A 21936-nucleotide genomic window follows, 5' to 3' on the forward strand; every position below is an offset into this window, starting at 1 on the left:
TTGACGGGGCTATGACCAGAATGCTACTAATGGGATAGCTGCTTCTTTTTCCGTACTCACTTCACCTTTACAGTCTCAGCAACTTCTTTCGTAATCTCTTCCCCACCGAGGCTCTTCCATTTCTCTACAAAAACATCAAAGTCACTAAGGGGTGAATCGCCCACAATGATATTCAAAAATGTCTCACTTTCTAGATTTTGAAGTTCCGCCCATTTGCTTTTCATTAGTTGTGTGTTTCCATAAAAGACCCCTCGCACTCCCTCAATAGCAGTTGAGGTTAAGACGGCAACTCCGTATTTATACGCGTTCGCTGCTTTCCAGCCTTCTAGATCTTTTTTAGGTTGTTCAGTGTCCTCCACCCATTGATCATAGATGAGTCGGGTATCTGGATTTAATGTATCCGGGTCTATTTTTCCATGTAGCGCTTGCTGAATATCTGCATAATGTTTTTCTATCGCATCCGAATAATCAATTAGAAGGTCAAACGGATAATAAGCACGCAGCTGAATTCCTGTTTGTGCAGAGAAATCATCCAGCTTCTTAACTTCTTCTGTATTTGGGTCTTGCCTTCTCTCAAGTCTTGTAAACACATTCAACTGCTTCATAATGGCTTCTGGGTGTTCAAATCCTTTACGTACAACTAGATAACGATCCGTAACTGGAGCCAAGTGAGCAACAAACTTGCCGGAATCATCTAGTGGAGCTGCATACGCTCTCCATTCTGCCTTCGTGTCCAAAGCTACAGCCTCTGACAATGGATAATAAGGCATCCACCATGGGCCAAAAAACATGCCTGATTTCCCAGTGATTATAGGCTCCTGAGTTTCTTTATACAGAGCAAAATCCGGGTCTAGCAACCCACGTTTATACCAATCCGCCAGTTTAGCAAGTGCTTGTTTGGTCTCTGGTGTAATAGAGCCGTACACAATTTTACCGTTGCTATCCTTGATCCAATTCGTCGGGTAAGCATGAAATGCACTAAAAACAGCATCCAGACCATTAACTAATGGCTTAGTTCCATATACGATATTTTTGTAGCCGCTTAATCCTACAGTATCTCTTTTCCCGTTCCCGTCAGGATCTTTTTCAATAAAAGCCTGAGCAATTTTCTCGATGTCTTCAAAGGTCTGAGGGGGTTGCAGCTCCAGCTTCTCCAGCCAATCCTGACGTACCCAGAGCAGAACAGGAGAATCCGCATCAATCGCTACATTCGGTAATCCGTATAATTTACCATCACGTGAAGCATCTTCTAATGCTTCTCCCTTCGTAGAATTGTACATATCTTTAATTAACTCAGAGCCGTATACTTTGTAGGTCTCTGTAAGGTCCTCTATCATGTCATTATCAATGAGCTTCTTCAATTGATCTCGATCTACAACCATCGCATCTGGCAAATCATTGCTATCGATCGCAAGCTGTGCTTTTTGATTAAAAGCATCTTCACCCTTTGCCTCCCAAGAGTGAACTACCTTGATATTCGTAATACTCTCCAAATAACGGGTGATTGGATTGTTATCGTTGCTGTCACCTGTATTTAACCTGGAATCTGGAACCTTAAATCCTACCCGGATCACGATCGGATCTTCATATTTGCTATATGCGATAGAAGTATCTTCGACCTCTCCCTGAGGACTTCTGCCAGAATCCACTGGTATGCTCTGGTCACGGCAGGATGTCAGTCCGATGATCACTATAAGAAGGAGGATGGATCTCCAAAATTTCATCATTGGCCTTTCCCCTCCGCACGATATTCGCTCGGTAGTTTACCAATGCGTTCCCTGAACAGCCTACTGAAATAACGGTCATCCTCAAAGCCAGACCTTGAAGCAACCTCACAGACGGGTAGCGAGGTCTCCAGCAGCAATGATTTAGCCAACTCAAGCCGCATTCCCCGTAAACATTCACCAAATGTCTCTCCGGCAAAACGAGCGAAACATTGACTGAAATAACCACGACTCATATTAATTTCAGCCGCTACGTCGCTCTGATTGATTTTGTCACCTGCATGGCTCTGCATATAACGAACTGCGCGAATTAGGCAGGACATCACCTCTTTAGTCAATCCTAGCTCGAGCATTCTCCGTCCCACATGATCAGAGAATCTGCGCAGCCAGGTCTTCCAATGGCACCAGTTCAAGTTAAGTGAAATGTCCCGTTCCAATTGAACAGCATCTTCAGGCTTCAAGAGTAAAGCACTCCATCTTTGCAAAAGAGAATGTGCGAACGTTAGATATCTATCAGAACGGGGCTTCTGCAAGCGTATGTTCGATACAAAATGGTCCCATTCGTTTCCATCAATCGTCCACTTGAGATTTTGAGCTTGCTCGAATAGATCCGCTTCATCATGTATTAAATTGGTGCCCGATATTTCCTTCTTTAGTTCCTCATAATTCAGAGAGGTCAGTTCCTCAGCTCCAGAATGATAAAATAGCATATGCCGTAGCTTCGTTGTGAGTTGCTCCTCCAATTCCTGTAACGACTGATCTCTTATCCCACTGATAAGCGCGATCTGCCATCTCCCAGAAAGCTGGCTTTTAAGCTCCCGCTTACCTTCTTCTTCTGAGAAACGTTGAAGCAGAGGTGACATCCACATCTCATGAAAGGTGATCAACGGATTATTCTTCACAAAGGATAGGTGAAATAACTCTTCTTCATTACAGTGATTGTTTAATGGTAAATAGAGCAGCGCCTTGTCAGCGGCCATCCGTTTACCTTCACCATGAACCAAGGCATCCCGTGTGTTGTCCTCCCATTTGATCCGATCAACGAGCCGACGTATAGTCTCATCCGCATTTTCCATCTCTAACAGAGTTTTGACAATATAATCAACAGCTCCTAAACGCATGGCCTCCTGCACATAGTCAAACTCATGATGGCAAGTAAGCACAACACAGCGAATGCCTGCGAAACGCTGCCTCACTAGTTTAATTAGCTCGAATCCAGAAATTCCAGGCATAGTCAAATCTACAAATAGCAGATCCACATCCTGCTGTTGAAGTAGCTCCAGGGCAGATTTGCCATCTCCTGCCTCACCGACAATTACAACCCCTAAGGACGACCAATCGATTAGAGATATGAAGCCTTTCCGCACAAGTCTCTCGTCATCAACCACTACAGCCTTAATCATCGAAGTCCTCCTTACCTTTCCTCGGAATCACGATAGATACAACCGTACCTTCCCCTAGCTTGCTGTACATCTCTAGCTTCATCTGCTCTCCATAGTAGGTTCTAAGCATCCGGTTCACGTACGAGAATCCGATTCCGAGTCCCCGTTTCTTGGCTCCGTCCTCTGACAGCAGCTGGTCTAACGTATCCGCATCCATACCAGCCCCGTTGTCTCTTACACATAGCTTAACTTCTCCTTCGCCATGCTCTGTAATTAAGACATCTACCCTGCCATTATCGCTTAGTCCATGATAAATAGAGTTCTCTACGAGAGGTTGAAGTAAGAATCTGGGGACTGCTACAGACAATACATCCTCATCTGCCTCCACGTTAAATTCGAATTCATAGTCATAACGGATGCGCTGCAGCTCCATATAATTTCGGATCGCTTCAATTTCCTCTCCAAGGGTAACAATGATGCTTTGCTTGCCCAGATTATAATGCAGCACCTTTACAAGGAGAGTAACCAGCTTGTCGATCTCCTTTTGACCGTTGAGCCTTGCCATCCACTGCACCGTATTCAATGTGTTGTGCAAAAAGTGCGGATTGATCTGGCTGAGCAGCTTTTCAATCTCGAATTGGCTTTTCTGCTTCTCATTATGGGCTACCGCAACAATCAGCTCATTCACCTGTTTCTTCATCTGCTGGAAGTTACTAAGTACGAAATCAAACTCTTCCACGTTCGTGTAGGCAACTGGAGAGGTAACATTTTCTGCCATTCGATTAATTTCAAGGTTAACCTTGCGCAATGGGCCATAAATCTTTTTCCAAATCATCCAAGCCAGAACTCCGGCAAAGAGTAGCGTCGAGAACGCAAGCAGGATCATTTTATAGAACCAAGAATAAATTTCACTGTTGAATTCAGACTTTTTAACTACGGCAATAAGCTTCCAGCCCTGCGGACTAGCATATCGAAACAGATGATATCCGGTAAGCGTCTCATGTGAGAGATTGGAGCTGCTTCCTGCAGCTTTGATAATTCCTTGGGGCAATTTTCCGTCAATTTCATAGGTGTTAGTGCCCTGTTGATTCACAAGGATATGATTTACCTTCATCCCGTAAGATTCCTGATTAAATATTTTGCGAAGCAGACTGTAATTCGTCTCTAAATAAATATATAGCTTATGTTCACCTGGTACGCGTACAATGCGCTGCTCCGAGAATACGAGATTATCTCCGACGGCATACATCGTAGAATGCGGCCCATAGTAATCAGCCCCGTTATACCGCATAAAAGAAGGTAAAGTACTGCTATCGAAATTTCTGCGCGCACTCATATTGGTGAACAGAACCGGATCATCACTGCTAGGCATAATGTAAGCTGTAAGTCCAATATAGGGATTCGTAAAATTGACGAGGTTGATTTTCTGATTGATGGAGTTCATCATTTGCGATTTGCGATAAATTTGCTTTTCTTGAATAAAAGAGGACATTTCCTCCACAATCTGACCATCCAGCGCAAACTGTTTAGAAGCAAAATCCATATTGTCGATGGCATTCTCCAAACTTGAGGCTTCCTGTTTCAAGCTTGCACTTATACCATTGCCAATTTTCCCTGAAAGGATAGAGTAAATAGAGGTGTAGGTTACGAATCCTACTAAGAGAAGCGGAAGTAGCGTTCCGATAACTAGATAGATGAATAGAGTATTACGTAAGGATTTGACAGCTGGGGTATGATTACGCTGGAGTACTCTTACCATCCGAATGATCCTCTTCTTTCTTCCTGTAAGCGTTTTATATATTAATGTGAGAATACCACATTTATCCTTAATTGAATAGAATAGGGCAGAACAGCCTCCACGCCGCCCCGCCCTATTTATAATCGAACCTTATTTCACGCTTTTGCGAGCCTCAAATAGTTCCTCAGCTTTTTTAATAGAGAAATCCATCACCTCGGAATAGCCAAGACCATTCACCTTATCATGCATCTCTTTATTCAATTTGTCATATTCAGCTTGATCTTTAGCAAAAACCATTTTCCAAGAAATTTGTTGAATGACCGTACCGATTTGTTTGTTCTTTTGCTCCAGTGTTTTATCCATCATCAATGGCTCTTTGCCAGTGAAGCCTTGTGGAGCTACAGCCAGCAGATTATTTTTCTCAAAATACTCCTTAGGTGTCAGAACGCCCATCTTCGCTCTCCAATCACTATCAAGCTTAGACGGATTACGTTGCAGGGTTGTCGTCCATAGATTGTGATCATATGGCTCTTTGTTCTCTGGATTCACCATCGCTGGTACCACAAAAGAGAAGTTCATTTGATTGGAGCCGTAGTAGTAGTCACCGCCGCCATATTCTGCAGGCACTTGCGTATTCTGTTGATCCGCGTAAGCCTTCCAACCAAAATCAGTCACGACAGGTTTACCGCTTCCATCTATATCCCAAGTCAGCCCCTTAGGTCCGTTTGGTACCGCAGTCCCGCTTCCTGCAGAGATCATTGCACCTTCCGGGGTGTACATCCAGTTAATGAATTCCATAATTCTTGCTGGTTCCTTAGCTTTTGCGCCGATTGCTATAATACCGTTACCACCGTAAACATTGAAGCCTGTAGAGTACATCAGCTCATCCTTAAATGGAACTAATGCAAAACCTTTACCTTCAGCTGTTCTTTCCGGTGTATTGTAGTTAGCGGCTCCAAGCCATGGGAACCAGGAGAACAACAGACGGCCATCTTTGTATTTCGCTACAACATCGTCGAATTTTTGAGTCATAGAATCTGGATCCACCAGACCCATTTGGTTAGCTTCAAAATACAGCTTGAGCGATTTCATATACCAGCTATCTTCGGATAAGAAGTCATAATACTTTTCTTCATCTGCTTTAACATACACAGCAGTGTCAGGAATTTCATCATAGCCCATCATGTTTGCAAACTGTTTAGCCAGTGTCATTTTATAGTTGCCATCCCAGTCAGACCACATCGAGAAGGCATAGGTTTTCTTACCTTGCTCATTCTTTGGCTCAAGCTCTTGCATTTTTTTCAGGACTGGAAGATAATCTTCAATCTTTGAAATTTCAGGTGCTCCGATTTGTTGATAAAGATCCCAGCGTAGGTCTGGACCCCAAGTCATATCTTTTCCTTCAGAAGGTCCGGATGGGTTAGAAGCTACGTTGTTTCCCATGCCAAAGACTGATGATCCACCGCCAAAAGCTACCTTTGCTTTCTCAATAGCTTTTGGAAAAGTGCTAGAAATATCTTTTCCGTATTTGTCCAGAAGTCCGTCTTGTGTCCAGTCTAAGAGCAGCTTTCCTTTGATCGCATTTGGATAATGGTTCTTGTCATCACCGAAAATGATGATATCTCCAAGATCACCAGATGCCATCATTGCAGAAATTTTGGTATCTCCACCTGTTAGATTTGAAGCTACAATGTCCATCTCAATGTTGAACTTATCTTTGATGATTTTGGCGAACCATCCAGTTTGTGGCCCCGCATAGTTAGCCGTTGTAGAGAATACGGTCAGCTTCAGCGGCTTGGAATGATCAAGTGCTCCGTCATCTGGTGCTGCTGTTTCTTCCGCCGGCGCATTTGTGGCAGCGGACGTGGGCTTCTCTGTACTAGTGTTTTTGCCCGAGTTAGCCGTGTTATTCCCCCCGCCACATGCTGCCAGAACGAAGACCAGGATTACGGATAGCATGACAAGCGATGCTCTTCTTAGTCTCATTGCTTTATACCCTCCCTTTCGTATCTTCACTTATAGTTCAACTCTGCTTGTAGCAGAGGAAAACCCCATTTCATTAACGATCCGGTAACTCATTAGCCCTTAACCGCACCGATCATAATTCCTTTGACGAAAAAGCGTTGGAAGAACGGATACACGATTAAAATCGGCAATACGACGATCATGGTCACGGTCATCCGTACCGAGGTTGGAGTCTGCATATTCGCTACACCAGCGGCCATATCAGGTGAACTGCGGATTAGAGCAGCGAGCGAGCTGGACTCGTTCAAATAACGCCATAACAAGAACTGGAGCGTATAGTACTTCGTATCTGTCATCAAAAACGCCGTATCAATGAAGGAGTTCCACTGATTCACTGCGGAGAAAATCGTAATCGTAGCTAGAATTGGCGTCGTAAGCGGTACAATAATACTCCAGAACACTCGCATGTAACCCGCACCATCCATAGATGCCGACTCCTCAAGTGAAGGTGGAATGGCTTCAACGAAGGTTTTGACTAGAATAATATTGAATGGCGTAATAATCGTAGGCAAAATATAAGCCAGATAATTATTGGTCAGATGCAAATTATGCATTGTGATATACCAAGGAATTAGACCTGCGCTAAAATACATCGTAACTACAACACTGCGGTACCAAATACTCCGGCCCCACATTTCCTTTTTAGTGAACAAGTAACCTAAAAAAGCTGACGACCCTACAGTAAGTAGCGTCCCGACGACCGTTCTATATACAGAGACTGTTGCCGCATGTCCTAGACCGCTGATTTTTAGAACCTTGCTATAGTTATCGAAATGAATCTGTCTTGGATAAAATTTGATATACCCTGCTGCGCTAAGATCGTTCGAGCTGATCGTGTTGATAAACAAGTAGTAGAATGGATAGATGCATGACAGGGTGAACAATCCAAAGAGCGTATAGATAATTATCTGGAAGATAAGTTCTCCAGTTGTTAGTTTTTTCTTTCTCAAATGGGATCACCCCTGACTTAAATGATAGATTCGTCACGCACCATCTTAGATAATGTGTTGGCTGCGAACAGTAGAATTACACTGACAACCGATTTCAACATGCTGACGGCTGTGGCAAAAGGAAAGTTGTTAGCAAACGCGATATTGTATACATAAAGATCCAGCACCTCAATGGAATCTTTATTCATAGCATTTTGAAAGGCAAAATATTGCTCCATACCGTTATTGACTAGGTTACCTATGGATAACAGCAGCAGTACAAAAAAGGTTGGGATCAGACCTGGAATGGTAATATGCCAGATTTTGCGGAACCGACTTGCACCATCCACCTCAACAGCTTCATACAATTCCTGATCAATGCCAGCAATTGCAGCAAGATAAAGAATGGCTCCCCAGCCTAACGATTTCCACCAGTACCAAAGGATCATCGTGACCCAGATATTTGAGCTGGAAGCTAGTAAATTATAGCCTTCATCCACTATTCCAAGCTGCACCAGAATGTGAGTGATGACACCGTTATCTACTGAGAACAACGAGAATGCCAATGCATATACCAGAATCCAGCTGATAAAGTTCGGGATCGTGGTTAGCGTCTGCACCATCTTGCGATACCAGCCTGACTTAATCTCGGTCAACATAATGGCAAAGAACACTGGAAATATGGACGTAATTAATCCAAGTGAACTCATGGCAAGTGTGTTCTTCAGCACGCGTAGAACCTCTGCGGTTTGTGTCGGATTGGATACAATCGTCTTAAACCATTTCAGCCCGACATACGGCGTATCTGACAAAGGTATTCCGGGAATGAAATCATAAAAGGCATAAATCCATCCGCTGATCGGCAGATAATAGAAAATAAAGGTGACAACAAGAAATGGAAAAGCCATGAAGAACAATTTATGTTTGTTCTTCATCTTCCAGCGGGATCGATGAACCGGATCTACGCTGGGAAGCAGTTCGCCAGCAGGTACCCCCATATCGGAATCTCCTATATCCAGATTTTGATTACGCTTTCAGAATATCAGAACCTGAGCTTCTGGCGAGATAGAGCACAGAACGTCCTCTCTGGAGAACCGTCAGATGCTAGTGAACCAAATTCGCAGCACAATCGACCATTTTCTACCTGCCCTGTGGGACATAATACGAGCCAATTCATACCAATAAGAGCCATATCGTGATTTCATCAGCACCTTCCCTTGCCTCAGACTCCCGCTCATTCAGCATTTCCACCATGTTCGCTCTCCGTGTCAACAAAAAAAAGCAGCCCCCCGATAGGTTGCTGCTGCATTACTTTAAAAACCCTAGTTTGTTAACACCAAATACCCACTGTACGCATACTGAAGTCCGTACTGCATCACGATAGCCTAATGCCCAGACGCCCGGACATCCCCCTCCGCAGAGGCATCCATCTTCTGACGTCCCATATAAAACGAAGCCAATAATGCTAACGCTGCGGGAATCACCGCCCAAGCAAAAGTATTTACTATGGAAGACGATAACCCTGCAGTAATCTTACCCAGAATCTCAGGTGGAATTAGCGCCCTAGTCTCCGGTGAAAGCAAGGCATGCGGGTCTTTAAAATCCATAGCTCCCGCAGGAGCCGCTCCTCCTCCACTAGCCGAGAGTAGCTTGGTAAGACTGCCGGAGAAATAATGACTTTGAATGATTCCAAAGGTGGTAATGCCTATGGTCATACCCAATGAACGAATGAAATTCAGCGTTGCGCTGGCCGAACCACGTTGCTGTGCGGTTAATCCATGAATGGATGCCGTACTTAGCACTGAGAATGAAGCACCAATCCCTAGTCCAATTAAGATCATATACAATGTAACCAGCAATCGCGAAGCCTCCGGCGTAAGTGTCGCTACAAGACCAGTACCGATCACCAGAAGTGCGAATGTAGGAATGAGCAGGCTGCGGTAACTGGTTTTTGACATCAGAAATCCGCCAATCGTAGCTGTAACCACGGAGCCAACCATCATTGGCAGCAGCACCAGTCCCGAATTTGTAGCTGATCCACCTAATACCCCTTGAATAAAGATCGGAATATATACGGAAGCCACAATAAAAGCTGCACCGCTAAACAGAGCACAGATAATGCTCACTGCGTATAATCTTTTTTTGAACAAAGCAAAGGAAATGATCGGTTCTTTCGCTCTAGTCTCCACAAAAAGAAACAGCGCTGCAAGGATCACAAAGGCTGCAAATAAACCAAGAATCATGGACGAATTCCAAGCATACTCTTTCCCGCCTAGTTCCAGCGCAAACATTAAGCAAATAACTGAACCTAGCAGCGTACCTGCTCCCAACCAGTCAATAGGCTGTTTAGAATGCTCATGGGATTCTTTATAAAAGAATACAACCATCGCAAAAGCCAACAGGCCAAGGGGCAAGTTAATATAAAATACCCACTGCCAAGCAATATGATCGGTAATATATGCACCCAGCAATGGACCAAATATACTCGACAATCCAAATACTGCACCGAAGGCCCCGCCCAGCTTCCCCCGGGTCTCCAGAGGTACAGCATCAAACATGATTGCAAAGGCAATCGGCACCAGCGCGCCCCCGCCAATTCCCTGAATAGCCCGGTACGCAGCTAACTGAGTAATTGTATCAGCCGTTCCACAGAGAGCCGAACCTACCATAAATACGATAATTCCAAAAATAAAAAACTTCTTGCGTCCATACATATCAGAGAGCTTGCCGAAAATGGGCATACCCGCCATCTCGGCTACGAGATAGGCTGATGTGACCCAGACAAATTTGTCCATTCCGCCAAGCTCTCCAACAATATTCCCCATCGCTGTAGCAACAATAGTGCTGTCCATGGAAGCCATCAGAATTCCTAATAGGAGACCTGCGATAACAATGCCCAGATTGGGCGATTTGGCAGCACTCATATGTTCCACTCCTCTTTTTCTCAAAAAATAACTATAAATTTATCTTTAAATCTTCACTTGATGCTTCACTGTTGCGTGCTTATGAACTTCTAGTGTATCACGGAACTCCACCGTTTCTATTTCACAGTCCGGGCCAATGATTACACGTTCTCCCCTTACCATACTAGCCTTTGTATTGACCAGATCAATAGCATCGCCCTCGATTAGCCCTGCTTCAAACAGTATTTTCGAAGTTGGCTTCATCATATGAAGCAGTCTCCCAGTTTTACTCTTCTTAATGGTTAAGATACTGCCCCCAACCTCCTTCGCACTACTTGGACCAAACAATTTAATCTCCAAATGCTCAGCACTAAGTAATCCAGCTACGCTTAAGGCACCGGAAATTTGCAATTTTTCCCCTTCACAATCACCCTTCACATCCAGATTTCCGTAGAGATGAAGCTTATCGATTTTTACAGAGGCTGCTTTTATTTCCCCCTGTCCACGCAAGGAATCTCCTTCAAGACCACCCTCTAGCGCAATTTCACCAGTGATTTTCATTTGCTTCATATGCAGATTTCCAGCAATATTGGCATTTCCAGTCAGACTCATCTTCTCGCAATTCACATCTCCGGCGAATTTGCATTCTCCAGTGATCTTAACATCTTTGAAAGAACCCCCGGCTGAAGACGTCGTTCCAATTATTTTCAGATTATCATTCACCGACCTTCTCCACCTTTCCAACTTTCGCTTCAGGATGCACCGTAATTTGTTCGCGATACTCTACCCGTTCGAGTGTACAGCCTGGGCCAATAATGACAATATTCCCTCTGATGATATCCGCAGTTGTATATTCTATATCTATAAAATCTCCCTCGATCGTTCGAGCACATAGCTCCGGTCGAAGTTTAGGGATGATTCCACTGAACATCTTACTCCAAAACCCACTATTTACTTGCCGTATCACTAGGCTCTCCACACCAATTTCATTAGCCTTCGCCTGACTCTGCAGTTTGAAGTCCACTTGACCGGCACTGAGTAAACCACCAACATTAAAGCTTCCTTCACCTACGAAATCCTCAAGATCACAATCCCCCTTAATTGTCATCATTCCGTTAAGGGTGCAGCTTTCACCTCGAAAACTCTTACCTACCGTAAGAACCCCATCCACCTTTAGGGTACCAAATTGCAAATTGCCTATCACTTTAATGACCCCGTTGCACTCTGCTTCTGCTGCTGTGAGATCATCATTCAAATTCATATGCCCATTTCCTTTAAACATTCGTGCCACAATCGGCCCCACTACTTTACCTACACCATCCATGTTTACGTTGTTGTAAGTACCTCCGGCCCCACCACTAACCCCGTTTATTATCAAATCAGGCAGCTGATGTTTGTCCATTACTCTTCCTCCTATTCAACAAGCTTGTAGGCAAGCTTACCTTTCAATTGTTCGATCAAATCTGCATATGTCATTTTACTGACCAATCTAACCCCTTCATCAAACCATAACTCCGCAGGTGCTTGAGCGATTATGAAGGATGAAACCCCCATTTTACGGACAAAAAACAACTCCCAGCTTCCACTGTCGACCCTTGAAACTTTTTCCTCTAAAGTGCGAAACAGAAGCTCTGCCTCCTCCATACTCATCTCCCCAGCACTAAGCAGGCGGTCTACAGCGAATAAATGAACGAGTCCCTCAAAAGTATATTTGCTTTCATCGCCGAGATTGTCTCCAAATTTCCTCAGCGTCGTTGTCGAAACAATGTTACGTTCTACAATTTCCTTAGCAGTTATACTCACCTTTTCAAAGGATGCCTTATCCGATAGCTTATCAGCCATTTCATCCAAGGACAGCCCATCTTTCATATTCACAATGTTGTGAATCCGCGACAAGATCATCTCTTTAGGAAAAAAAGTCTCTTGCCCAGTGAAGGTAGATTTACGGATAAACCATTCCTCGGGAATTAACTGCTTCCTTTTCCAGCGGTACAATTGCCCATATGAAATACCGGTTAAATCCAGCAGTTGCTTCTTCGAAATCAAATCATCTTCCATATGCGATCACTCCTTGAAAGCATCGTAACATAACACTGTTACGTTGTAAACAAAACACTCCCCCTTAACTTCTCTACCGCAACAAATCATTGCATTAAAGTCCCTCCAAGATTTTACGACACAGGCAAAAAGTAAACCTCCGTCTAGAGAAGGATTTCCACTCTTTTACCCGCACTGTATTCTTTGATTTAAGCTAGGCTGTTGCTTCACTCTTCATTTAAAACAAAGAAAAGAAAAAGAAAGCCCTCCCTAGCCAATACTATGGCATCTTGGAAAGCCTTCTTTATTTTACTTGCTCTATCTACGAATTTTATTGTTCAAGTCTTTCATAATCTCACTACTGAACAAAAGTATAATGAGCTGAATCATATTGTGGCCCGGATTTCTCATAAGTGAACCAATACTCAATGCTGCTGCCAGCACTTAACCCACTCACCGTCTGTTTCCATGTACCTGAGCTATTGATCATCCGGTAATTAAGCTGTGGCCCCCCGTTAACCTTATAATGCACATCTACATAAAGAGCACTGGTTACAGGTGTAATATAAATGCTCGCTTCTGTTGAAGAAAGTCTCGTTACCCCTGCTGTAAAGTCAGCCGTCACATGATCACCGCCTCCGCTGCCTCCAGATGGATTAGTAGTATCCGTTGCGGCATTACTGGCGGATGATAGATTACCCGCTGCATCCGTAGCTTTTACTGTAAACGTATAGGCTGTGTTTGGAGTTAGTCCAGTAACAGTAGCCGTAGTATCTGCCACAGAGGCTACTTGCTGTGTTCCGCGATAAACGAGATATCCCGTAACACCAACATTATCAGTTGAAGCAGACCAGCTCAGGTTAACTGCTGTATCCGTCTTGCTGGTTACTGTCAGATTAGTGGGTGCAGTGGGTGCTGTTGTATCTCCAGTATTACCTCCACCCGTCAAGTATTGACCTGTGAATGGATTAAACCGGTGTAGTGATAGAATTAACCAACCCGTGCTGGACACGCAGTTTTGCTGTGCCATAACCCAATAGCTGTTGCTGGTCCCTTTCAGCGAGTAGGGGATTCCCCCAAGCGAAGCGCCGCTTGTGCCTTGCTTTTTAATAATTTCAGTGTTAATGGCATCTGCTTTGGATACATTGCCTTGCATAAAGTAGGCGAGCGACATAAATGCGCTTCCTTCAAACCATACATCAGCACCCGTATTACCGATTTGATTCCCGTTATCGTCATAAGCTGGCAAAACTTCGTCCGTCCAGTCAAAATCATAGCCGGTGAGTGTATTCCCAGCATCATTGTAAGTTAGCGTCTGCTTGTAACGCGGATTCGCAAGTGTACCTGGAGTGCCGGAAGCAATTTCCACATAAGTTAAACTTGCACCGTAGTTATGGGTGCCGGATACTCCTAAGGCCAGTACTCCCCATGGATTCACGTCTAAAGGAATTTTAGGATCAATTAGATTCGTATCGTTTTTCCAACCTCCCTTGAAGCGTTTGACACTGTCATCCCACACATAATTATCCAAGAAGGATTTAACTCCAGAAGCTGCACTATTATAAGTGGCTGCCTTGGAGGAATCCACCGAAGCATAATACTGCAGCACCCGGTAAATATCGATATTGTGCTCGGTAGAGCTCCATGGCTCATCGGAGTTACTCCAAGCACTCCAGCCTCCTGCGATACTGCCATTTGCTTTTTTATACTGCAAGCTCCAATCGAGCGCTTTGAGCGCCATTGGACGATACCGCGTGTCATTATATTCCTTCTCATAAGCCATAGCAGCCATTGCCATCCATACAACCGGCCCCACATGTTTACGAATTTCTTCTCCGTAGCCGTTGTTATACCAATAAGAATTCAGCCAGAAGCCTGAAGGATCTTGAATGTCCCGCATTTTGTTCAAGACCTGCTCTGCCCGCGTCCGTTCACCCTTTATAATAAAGGCGATAGCTGCAACCGCTTGATCATACGTGTATACAATCTGTTTGGGGTTGTTTGGTCCCCAGAAATCTTCAAAGCTATCTACCAATCCCTCAAAAGCATACCCCGCTGTTGCATCCTGCTGGACCTTCAACCAGATTAAAGCACGATTTGAAGCGTCACTTGCAGGATCTGCACTCACTTTTCCACCCATAGGTAGAGCTACTCCAATAACCAGCAGACTTGTCATTAAGATCGAAAACAGCTTCCTCATCTTCATAACTTTCCTCCTCATATTCATAATGAACTGGGCAATGAGAGTTCTTTGAAGCATAATACTAAAGCGTTTTCAAACAGCGACAACAGGAACTTTTGAAATCTTTACCATGGTAATTGTCCTCATTTTCAGCCTTTGGGGCCTATTCGTCAACGATTTTCTGTAAAATTTTAACTAAATGAGGCGAAACAACCATAAATCCCATTTAAGAAACTATACGAAAGACCGCACTTATTTTATTAATTCGTGTTCACGAAGACAAAACAAAAAGAGCAGACAGCTCCTTGGGTAGGATTCTATCTGCTCTTTATGATTTAATCACTATTCTATTCTGCTTTATCTTCATTAGAAGCTTCAGAAGCTTCGACTGCAGCTGGTTCAGCAGCATCTTCATCGGTTGGCTCTTGAGCTGCTGGAGGTGCGATCCGGACAATCAAAGTGTCCTCAGGTGTCAACACTTCCCAGCCTTCATGCTTAGGCAGATCAGATACCAGCAATTGGTCACCAATATCAAGTCCACTGATATCCACCTCAAAGGATGCCGTTAATTTATCTGGAAGTGTGCGAATATCCAGCTCATGCAATTCAATTTGCTGCACGCCGCCACTCTTCACACCTACTGGATCACCTGTAAAGTGGAATGCCACTTTTGTATCCAATTTAGCTTTCATATCAATTTGTTGAAAATCAATATGCAGCAGTTGTTTGGATACTGGCTGGCGCTGAATTTCTTGGATGACAACGTTCTTTTTACCCGAGTCTGGTAATTCCAAGGTTAATACTGCCCGAGGGTTATTAGCCAAAATCCCGGTAATTGTCTTAGCATCCGCTGTAAAGGACTGGCTATCTGAACCTGCACCGTACACGACTACCGGTACAAAGCCTTTTCTGCGCTGTGAAGAAGTCGAGCCGGATCTTTCTGTCAAACGTACTGTTGTATTCACGATGATTCCTCCTAAGTAGGGATTTTATACTAGACCGATTAGATATGTACGTCTAACCTAACCACTCTCTATTACCCCATTAACCTGGCTTCGAAACCCTTAATAAATTTTTGAGCACAGGCAAAAATAAGGTCAAATTGTATTATTATACAATTCAACTTTAATTATTCAAGACTTAGGAGCGAATCGTCATTATATCTTTGACAGCTATCAGACCAAATGACAAGCTACAAAGTGGTTATTGCCAGCATCCCGGAATTCCGGGATTTCAGATCTGCAAACCTCTTGAGCATAGGGACACCGGGTATGGAATTTACAGCCAGAAGGAGGGTTCACCGGACTTGGAATATCCCCCTTAAGGACAATTCTTTCCCTTTTCAGCTTGGGAATAGGTATTGGAACAGCTGATAGCAATGCCTTGGTATACGGGTGGAGCGGGTTCTTAAATAATTCATCTCTAGAAGCCGTCTCCATCATAGATCCCAGATACATAACACCGATTCTTGAACATAAATGCTCAACCACACTCAAATCATGGGAGATAAACAAATAGGTGAGCCCACGGCTCTGCTGCAGCTTACTGAATAAATTAATAATCTGTGCTTGGATGGACACATCCAAGGCCGAGACTGGCTCGTCTGCAATGATTAGCTCAGGATTCAGCACAAGCGCACGCGCGATTCCGATCCGTTGTCGCTGTCCTCCTGAGAATTCATGCGGAAAGCGATCAATATGATAAGAGGATAAACCACATGCCTCAAGCGCCTCAAGTACACGATCACGAACCTCTGATTTTGAGCATAAGCCATGATCCAGTAAAGCTTCTCCGATAGCATCCCCTATGCGGACCCGAGGGTTAAGTGAGCTATACGGGTCTTGAAAGATTAGCTGCATTTGGGGTCTGATATTTCGCAATTCAGCGGGAGACAAAGAATGAATGTCTATCCCTTTGAATTTGATCTCGCCTGCCGTTTTATCCGTTAGCCGTAATATCGTCCGTCCGACCGTACTCTTTCCGCTCCCGGATTCCCCTACAAGCCCAAACGTCTCCCCTGGCTGAAGCGTGATGCTAATATCATCAACAGCCTTTACATGCCCAACCGTTCGGTTAAGCAATCCCTTAGTGACAGGGAAGTATTTCTTCAGATGATTGACCTCAAGCAGTGCCTCAGGCATGAACAACCGCCTCCTCATACAACCAGCAAGCTACCTTTTGTCTGCTGGCCACTTCTTTAAGCAGGGGCTGCTGGCTGACACATATAGACATGCAATGCTCACAGCGGTCATGAAAATAACAAGAAGGTACCAGTTCAAGCGGATTTGGCACTTGGCCTGGTATGGAATACAGCTCATCCTGCCGCTGATTGATCACGGGCTTCGATTTCAGCAGCCCTTTTGTATACGGGTGTTTAGGATTGTTGAACAATTCAACAACCTCCCCCTCCTCCACAATTTTTCCGGAGTACATAACAATCACGTAATCGGCCATCTCTGCGACTACACCCAGATCATGGGTGATTAATAGAATAGACATACCGGAGTTGTCTTTAATTTCACGAAGCATATCCAGAATTTGTGCTTGAATCGTTACATCCAGCGCCGTTGTCGGTTCATCTGCAATCAATAATTTTGGACTGCAGGCGATAGCAATAGCGATCATAATCCGCTGCAGCATCCCTCCGCTTAATTCATGTGGATAACTATCAGCAATTTGCTCAGGTCGTGATATGCCTACCTGTTTTATTAGTTCAATCGCCCGGACACGCGCCTGCTTCTTATTCATCTTCAAATGCACAATCAACGGCTCCATAATTTGTTCACCGATCTTGATTACAGGATTAAGAGAGGACATAGGTTCCTGAAAAATCATCGCGATCTCATTGCCACGGATGGCTCGCAGTGTGTTTTTGTCCATTTGCAACAAATCTTCACCCTGAAAATCAATTTTGCCATGGGCAACCTTGCCCCCTGGTTCCTCGACAAGACCCATAATGGACATCGCAGTCACGCTTTTACCACAGCCCGACTCTCCGACGATACAGACCGTCTCTCCTTCACGGACACGGAAACTTACATCATCAACGGCTTTCACTTTTCCTTCTTCCGTGAAGAAGTATGTACTTAGACCGTCTATATTCATTAAATCACTCATGTGAGGGTCACCTACCTCTTCTGTTTAGGATCAAGTACGTCTCGGAGTCCGTCACCAAAAATATTGATCGCGATTACTGTCGCGAAGATGGATAGCCCAGGCGGAATCCACAGCCACGGCCGATCCTTGAAGTCGATCATATTATTCGCTGCATCAATCATATTGCCCCAGGTAGGCGTTGGCGGCATAACACCTAGCCCAAAAAAGCTAAGAACCGATTCACTCAGAATAGCGCCACCAATGTTGAGCGTTGCCATAACGATCAGCAGCGGGATAATATTCGGCAGCAAATGGTTAAATAATTTACGCCGATCCCGAAGGCCTAATACTACAGCTGCTTGCATAAACTCACGTTCTCGCAGACTAAGCATTTGCCCCCGTACCATACGCGCCATACCTGGCCAGCTCACAATGCTGAGCATAAGCATAACGATATACATCCGGTAGTCCGTTGGAATCTTCCACTCTGATAATAATGCTCCAAAAATAAAGAGCAGCGGCAAACTCGGAACCGTCAATAAAAGATCCGCAATCCGCATTATGATTTGATCGGCGATTCCGCGGTAATACCCAGCTATGGCTCCCAAAAGAGCCCCGATAAACACCGAAAGAACCATTGATGCCAGTCCTACTGTTAGTGAAATGCGTCCTGCCTGCATCACCCGGGTTAAAATATCTCTGCCCAGCGCGTCAGTGCCAAGCCAATGCTTCATATCAGGTGCCTTGTTCATCAATGCCATATTAATTTTGTTATCCGTATAGGGTGAGAACAGCGGGCCAATAAAACAAAGCGCAAACATAAAGATCACTACCACAAACCCGGATACCGCCAGCTTGTTCTTCAGCAACCTCCGAAGGGATTGCCGGAATAAAGAGGATTTTCCTTTGGTGGTCTGGGGTTTCGAGATACCCGCTAAATTACTTTGAACTGCCACGTCAGCTTCCTCCTCTCTATAGCCGAACTCTAGGATCGGCAATCCGGTACAAAACATCCGAAAGCAACGTTCCTATGACGGTAAGTATGGCAATAAACATCGTAAAGCCCATCAGCAAAGGATAATCCCTAAGTCCGAAGGACTGCATATACAGCTGGCCAATCCCAGGCCAATTGAATATTTTTTCAATAATAAGTGATCCGCCAAATAGTGCTGGAAGCTCGAAACCAACCAGTGTAATTGCGGGAAGCAAGGCATTACGTAAGGCGTGTGTAAATAGCACCTTGCGTTCTTTTAAGCCTTTGGCACGGGCGGTACGAATATAATCCTGCTTTAAGACATCGATCATATTGCTTCGAAAATAACGGGTAAGTGATCCTAATCCAAGGAGGGTCATAACAACAACCGGAAGGGTCATATGCGTTACAATCTCCTTAAAATACGCCAGACCCGTAGCATTACTGCCCGTAGTGATTATTCCACCCGGAGGCAGCCACTTCAGATCGACGGCCAGAATTTTGATCAGGAATAAGCCTATAAAAAATGACGGCAGTGACATTGCTGCGAATATAGCGATCATCACGAGAGTATCGAACCATGAATATTGCTTATAAGCTGAAATCACACCAATAATAACTGCAATCACCCACGTCAGAAACGTGGAAACGGCAGCCAGTAGAAAGGAATTCCAAATATAATCATTAAAAAGCTGCAGCACAGGCTTCTGTTGGGCTAAGGAATAACCGAAATCGCCATGCAGCGCATTCTTCATCCAGATTCCATACCGTTCAAGCATCGGCTTGTTCAAGCCGTAGATCTCACGCAGCTCAGCTTTACGTTCTGCAGTCAATTTGATATTTCCAGTTATGAAATCGCCGGGGGTTGATGCATACAGGCAGAAGATCAATAATGATGCCGCAAATAAGATAATGACCATGTACAACAGTCTTTTCGATAAATAAGCGCTCATGACAGACTCCTTATGATTTGTCCCCTGCTCATCAGAGCAGGGGACACTGTTTTATTTATTTCAGGCTCCAAGTTGGCAGACTGCCAGCAAGACCGATGAACGGGCTGACCGATAGATTCTCAATACGTCCGTTATAGGCGTATACAGTCTTTTTGTAACTTGTGAAAATAATAGGCAGTTCATCATTGAAGAGCTGATACAGCTCTTTGTATACCGCTTTGCGTGCTTCAATATCAGTAGTAGCTAAGGCTTTATTGTATAGCTCCAGGAATTTCGGATTGTCATAATCCGTGATTTCTCCATCGAAGAATTGCATGAACCCGTCAGCCGGATCAGTCAACATACTAGTGGAGAAGGATACGAGATCGTAGTCCCCGCCTTCTACCTTAGATACCAAAGAATTAAAGTCTGCAAAAACCTCAGGCTGGAAATCGATACCCAGTGCTTCAAAATTCTCTTTAGCTACAGCAATGAAAATATCTGTATTTTTGCTCTTAGAGCCGAGGTAGTGAATGGTAAGCGGTTTGCCATCTTTTTCACGGATACCACCCGCGCCTACTGTCCAGCCTGCTTCATCCAGCAATTGTTTTGCTTTTTCCGGATCATATTTGTAAGGATTAATGCCTTCCTCCGTGTAAGACCAAGAGATAGGGGATGCCGGGATGTTGGCAATTGAGCCTGCACCTTGCGCTGCATCTACATAAATACTCTGACGATCCAGACCGTACACAATGGCTTGACGTACAAGCTTATCCTTGAGCTGTTCATGCTTCAGATTGACTTGCAAATAACCATAGGTACTTGGAGTGTAAGGAATAATATTCACAAAACCGAGCGCTTTCAGCTTCTCGATATTCTCGTCTGTCGCACTAAAAGAAGCGTAGTCTACCTCACCTGTTTCTACGAACTGCCATACATCGCCTTCCGTAGTTTTATAAATGAAATGTTCGGTTTTGGGTTTACCTTTGAAATAATTCTCATTCGCCACAAAACGTACTTCTTGCCCCGGAATAAATTTCTCCAGCTTGTAAGGTCCATCTCCAAGTGGCTTCTCATGCAGCTTCTTGATGTATTCGAGATCTCCAAATTTATAGTCCTTGCCATAGTAAGCTTTCGACAGAACATTCGAGCCGAGCTGTACCAGCGCTGTTGCGTTTGGTTGCTCAAGCGTCACTGAGATCGTCTGTGGATCAATCACTTTAATCCCTTCTATTGCTGTAGAAGAACCATCTTTATAGGCTTTGCCGCCTTCAACATTTAGTGATGGGAGCTGTGAGCTACCGTCATAAGATTTGTCGTATTGTATCGTCCAAGTAAACGCTACGTCATCCGCTGTCAATGGTGAACCGTCGCTGAATTTCAGATCTTTTCTCAAGTGGAACGTGTATGTAAGCTGATCATCCGAAACATCCCAGCTCTCTGCAAGCTCCGGTGTTGGAACGCCTTTATCGTCTACAGTTACGAGAGAAGCGTATAGCAGTGAAGATACATTGCCATCATAACCACTTTGCTGAAAATACGGAGTAAAAGCTCCGCTTGGGTCCGTTAACCCTACGATAATGGTGTCTGTACGTTTCTGTGCAACTGCTGGAAGTTTGGACAAATCGGTTGCGGTAAAAGGCTCGCTTAGCGCACCCGCAGGAACAGTCTCTGCCGGAGTTGTTGCTTCCACATTGGTTGAATTGGACCCTGCAGCCGCGTTGTTACCAGACGAGGATTCGTTATTACTGTTGTTAACGCAAGCAGAAAGTAACAGTGAACCCGTAAGCAGTAATGAAGTGATTACAATCGCATTTTTTCTCATGTACCTATCTCCCTTTTCTCTCTAATAGAATAATAACTATAATTCCTACCTGTTAAGTATGAATAACTTCTGATGTTCATTATAGAAAGGTTTTCGAGTTCTGTAAAGAGAGAACTTTAAAAAAATTCTCTATAAACAGAATCAAATGAAAATTAAGACAACTAAAAAAAGCCAAAACCCTCTCTGCATA

17 protein-coding genes are annotated in these 21936 nt (G+C 44.2%); all 17 read right to left on the reverse strand.

Translation table 11 applies throughout. The features are described 5' to 3' along the window. Positions 1-56: 56 nt before the first annotated feature. The 17 genes from NSU15_RS19985 to NSU15_RS20065 all read right to left on the reverse strand — a co-directional run bounded on the left by NSU15_RS19985 (position 57) and on the right by NSU15_RS20065 (position 21746). Positions 57-1727 carry an extracellular solute-binding protein gene (locus NSU15_RS19985; RefSeq protein WP_339287367.1) on the reverse strand — a complete coding sequence of 557 codons (1671 nt, stop codon included), beginning with the start codon at positions 1725-1727 and terminating at the stop codon, positions 57-59. Next, a complete protein-coding gene (locus NSU15_RS19990) occupies positions 1724-3127 on the reverse strand; it encodes a response regulator (RefSeq protein ID WP_339287368.1) in 1404 nt (467 codons plus the stop codon). Before NSU15_RS19990 ends, NSU15_RS19985 begins: the two co-directional genes overlap by 4 nt. Beyond that, the gene (locus NSU15_RS19995) at positions 3120-4865 is read right to left on the reverse strand and encodes a histidine kinase (protein WP_339287369.1); all 1746 of its coding nucleotides are present in this window, start codon (positions 4863-4865) and stop codon (positions 3120-3122) included. Before NSU15_RS19995 ends, NSU15_RS19990 begins: the two co-directional genes overlap by 8 nt. A gap of 129 nt (positions 4866-4994) precedes the next feature. Further along, a complete protein-coding gene (locus NSU15_RS20000) occupies positions 4995-6830 on the reverse strand; it encodes an ABC transporter substrate-binding protein (protein WP_042129403.1) in 1836 nt (611 codons plus the stop codon). A gap of 92 nt (positions 6831-6922) precedes the next feature. After that, positions 6923-7819: a carbohydrate ABC transporter permease gene (locus NSU15_RS20005; protein WP_042129404.1), complete on the reverse strand. Its 897-nt coding sequence runs from the start codon at positions 7817-7819 to the stop codon at positions 6923-6925. 17 nt (positions 7820-7836) lie between these two features. Continuing rightward, positions 7837-8796 carry an ABC transporter permease subunit gene (locus NSU15_RS20010; RefSeq protein ID WP_076119731.1) on the reverse strand — a complete coding sequence of 320 codons (960 nt, stop codon included), beginning with the start codon at positions 8794-8796 and terminating at the stop codon, positions 7837-7839. A gap of 387 nt (positions 8797-9183) precedes the next feature. Continuing rightward, positions 9184-10722, reverse strand: coding sequence for an MDR family MFS transporter (locus NSU15_RS20015; RefSeq protein ID WP_339287370.1), 1539 nt, complete (start codon positions 10720-10722; stop codon positions 9184-9186). A 45-nt stretch (positions 10723-10767) separates the two neighbouring features. Further along, positions 10768-11424 (reverse strand): hypothetical protein, encoded by a 657-nt coding sequence (locus NSU15_RS20020; RefSeq protein WP_339287371.1) that lies wholly within the window; start codon positions 11422-11424, stop codon positions 10768-10770. Beyond that, positions 11417-12103 carry a hypothetical protein gene (locus NSU15_RS20025; protein ID WP_339287372.1) on the reverse strand — a complete coding sequence of 229 codons (687 nt, stop codon included), beginning with the start codon at positions 12101-12103 and terminating at the stop codon, positions 11417-11419. The genes NSU15_RS20020 and NSU15_RS20025 overlap by 8 nt, the downstream gene beginning before the upstream one ends. A gap of 11 nt (positions 12104-12114) precedes the next feature. After that, on the reverse strand, positions 12115-12759 hold the full coding sequence (locus NSU15_RS20030) for a YhbD family protein (RefSeq protein WP_339287373.1): 645 nt from the start codon (positions 12757-12759) through the stop codon (positions 12115-12117). 337 nt (positions 12760-13096) lie between these two features. Then, positions 13097-14944: a fibronectin type III domain-containing protein gene (locus NSU15_RS20035; protein ID WP_339287374.1), complete on the reverse strand. Its 1848-nt coding sequence runs from the start codon at positions 14942-14944 to the stop codon at positions 13097-13099. A gap of 323 nt (positions 14945-15267) precedes the next feature. Further along, on the reverse strand, positions 15268-15885 hold the full coding sequence (locus tag NSU15_RS20040) for a 50S ribosomal protein L25 (RefSeq protein ID WP_339287375.1): 618 nt from the start codon (positions 15883-15885) through the stop codon (positions 15268-15270). Between the two features lie 210 nt (positions 15886-16095). Continuing rightward, positions 16096-17061: an ABC transporter ATP-binding protein gene (locus NSU15_RS20045; RefSeq protein WP_042190014.1), complete on the reverse strand. Its 966-nt coding sequence runs from the start codon at positions 17059-17061 to the stop codon at positions 16096-16098. Further along, the gene (locus tag NSU15_RS20050) at positions 17054-18037 is read right to left on the reverse strand and encodes an ABC transporter ATP-binding protein (protein ID WP_339287376.1); all 984 of its coding nucleotides are present in this window, start codon (positions 18035-18037) and stop codon (positions 17054-17056) included. Before NSU15_RS20050 ends, NSU15_RS20045 begins: the two co-directional genes overlap by 8 nt. An 11-nt stretch (positions 18038-18048) precedes the next feature. Next, positions 18049-18972 (reverse strand): oligopeptide ABC transporter permease, encoded by a 924-nt coding sequence (gene opp4C, locus NSU15_RS20055; protein WP_339287377.1) that lies wholly within the window; start codon positions 18970-18972, stop codon positions 18049-18051. 16 nt (positions 18973-18988) lie between these two features. Next, positions 18989-19942, reverse strand: coding sequence for an ABC transporter permease (locus tag NSU15_RS20060; protein WP_339242616.1), 954 nt, complete (start codon positions 19940-19942; stop codon positions 18989-18991). 55 nt (positions 19943-19997) lie between these two features. Continuing rightward, complete coding sequence (locus tag NSU15_RS20065) at positions 19998-21746, reverse strand: ABC transporter substrate-binding protein (protein WP_339287378.1); 1749 nt, start codon at positions 21744-21746, stop codon at positions 19998-20000. Positions 21747-21936 lie beyond the last annotated feature (190 nt).

The sequence above is a fragment of the Paenibacillus sp. FSL E2-0201 genome, from assembly GCF_037963325.1.
GTDB lineage: Bacteria > Bacillota > Bacilli > Paenibacillales > Paenibacillaceae > Paenibacillus_AQ.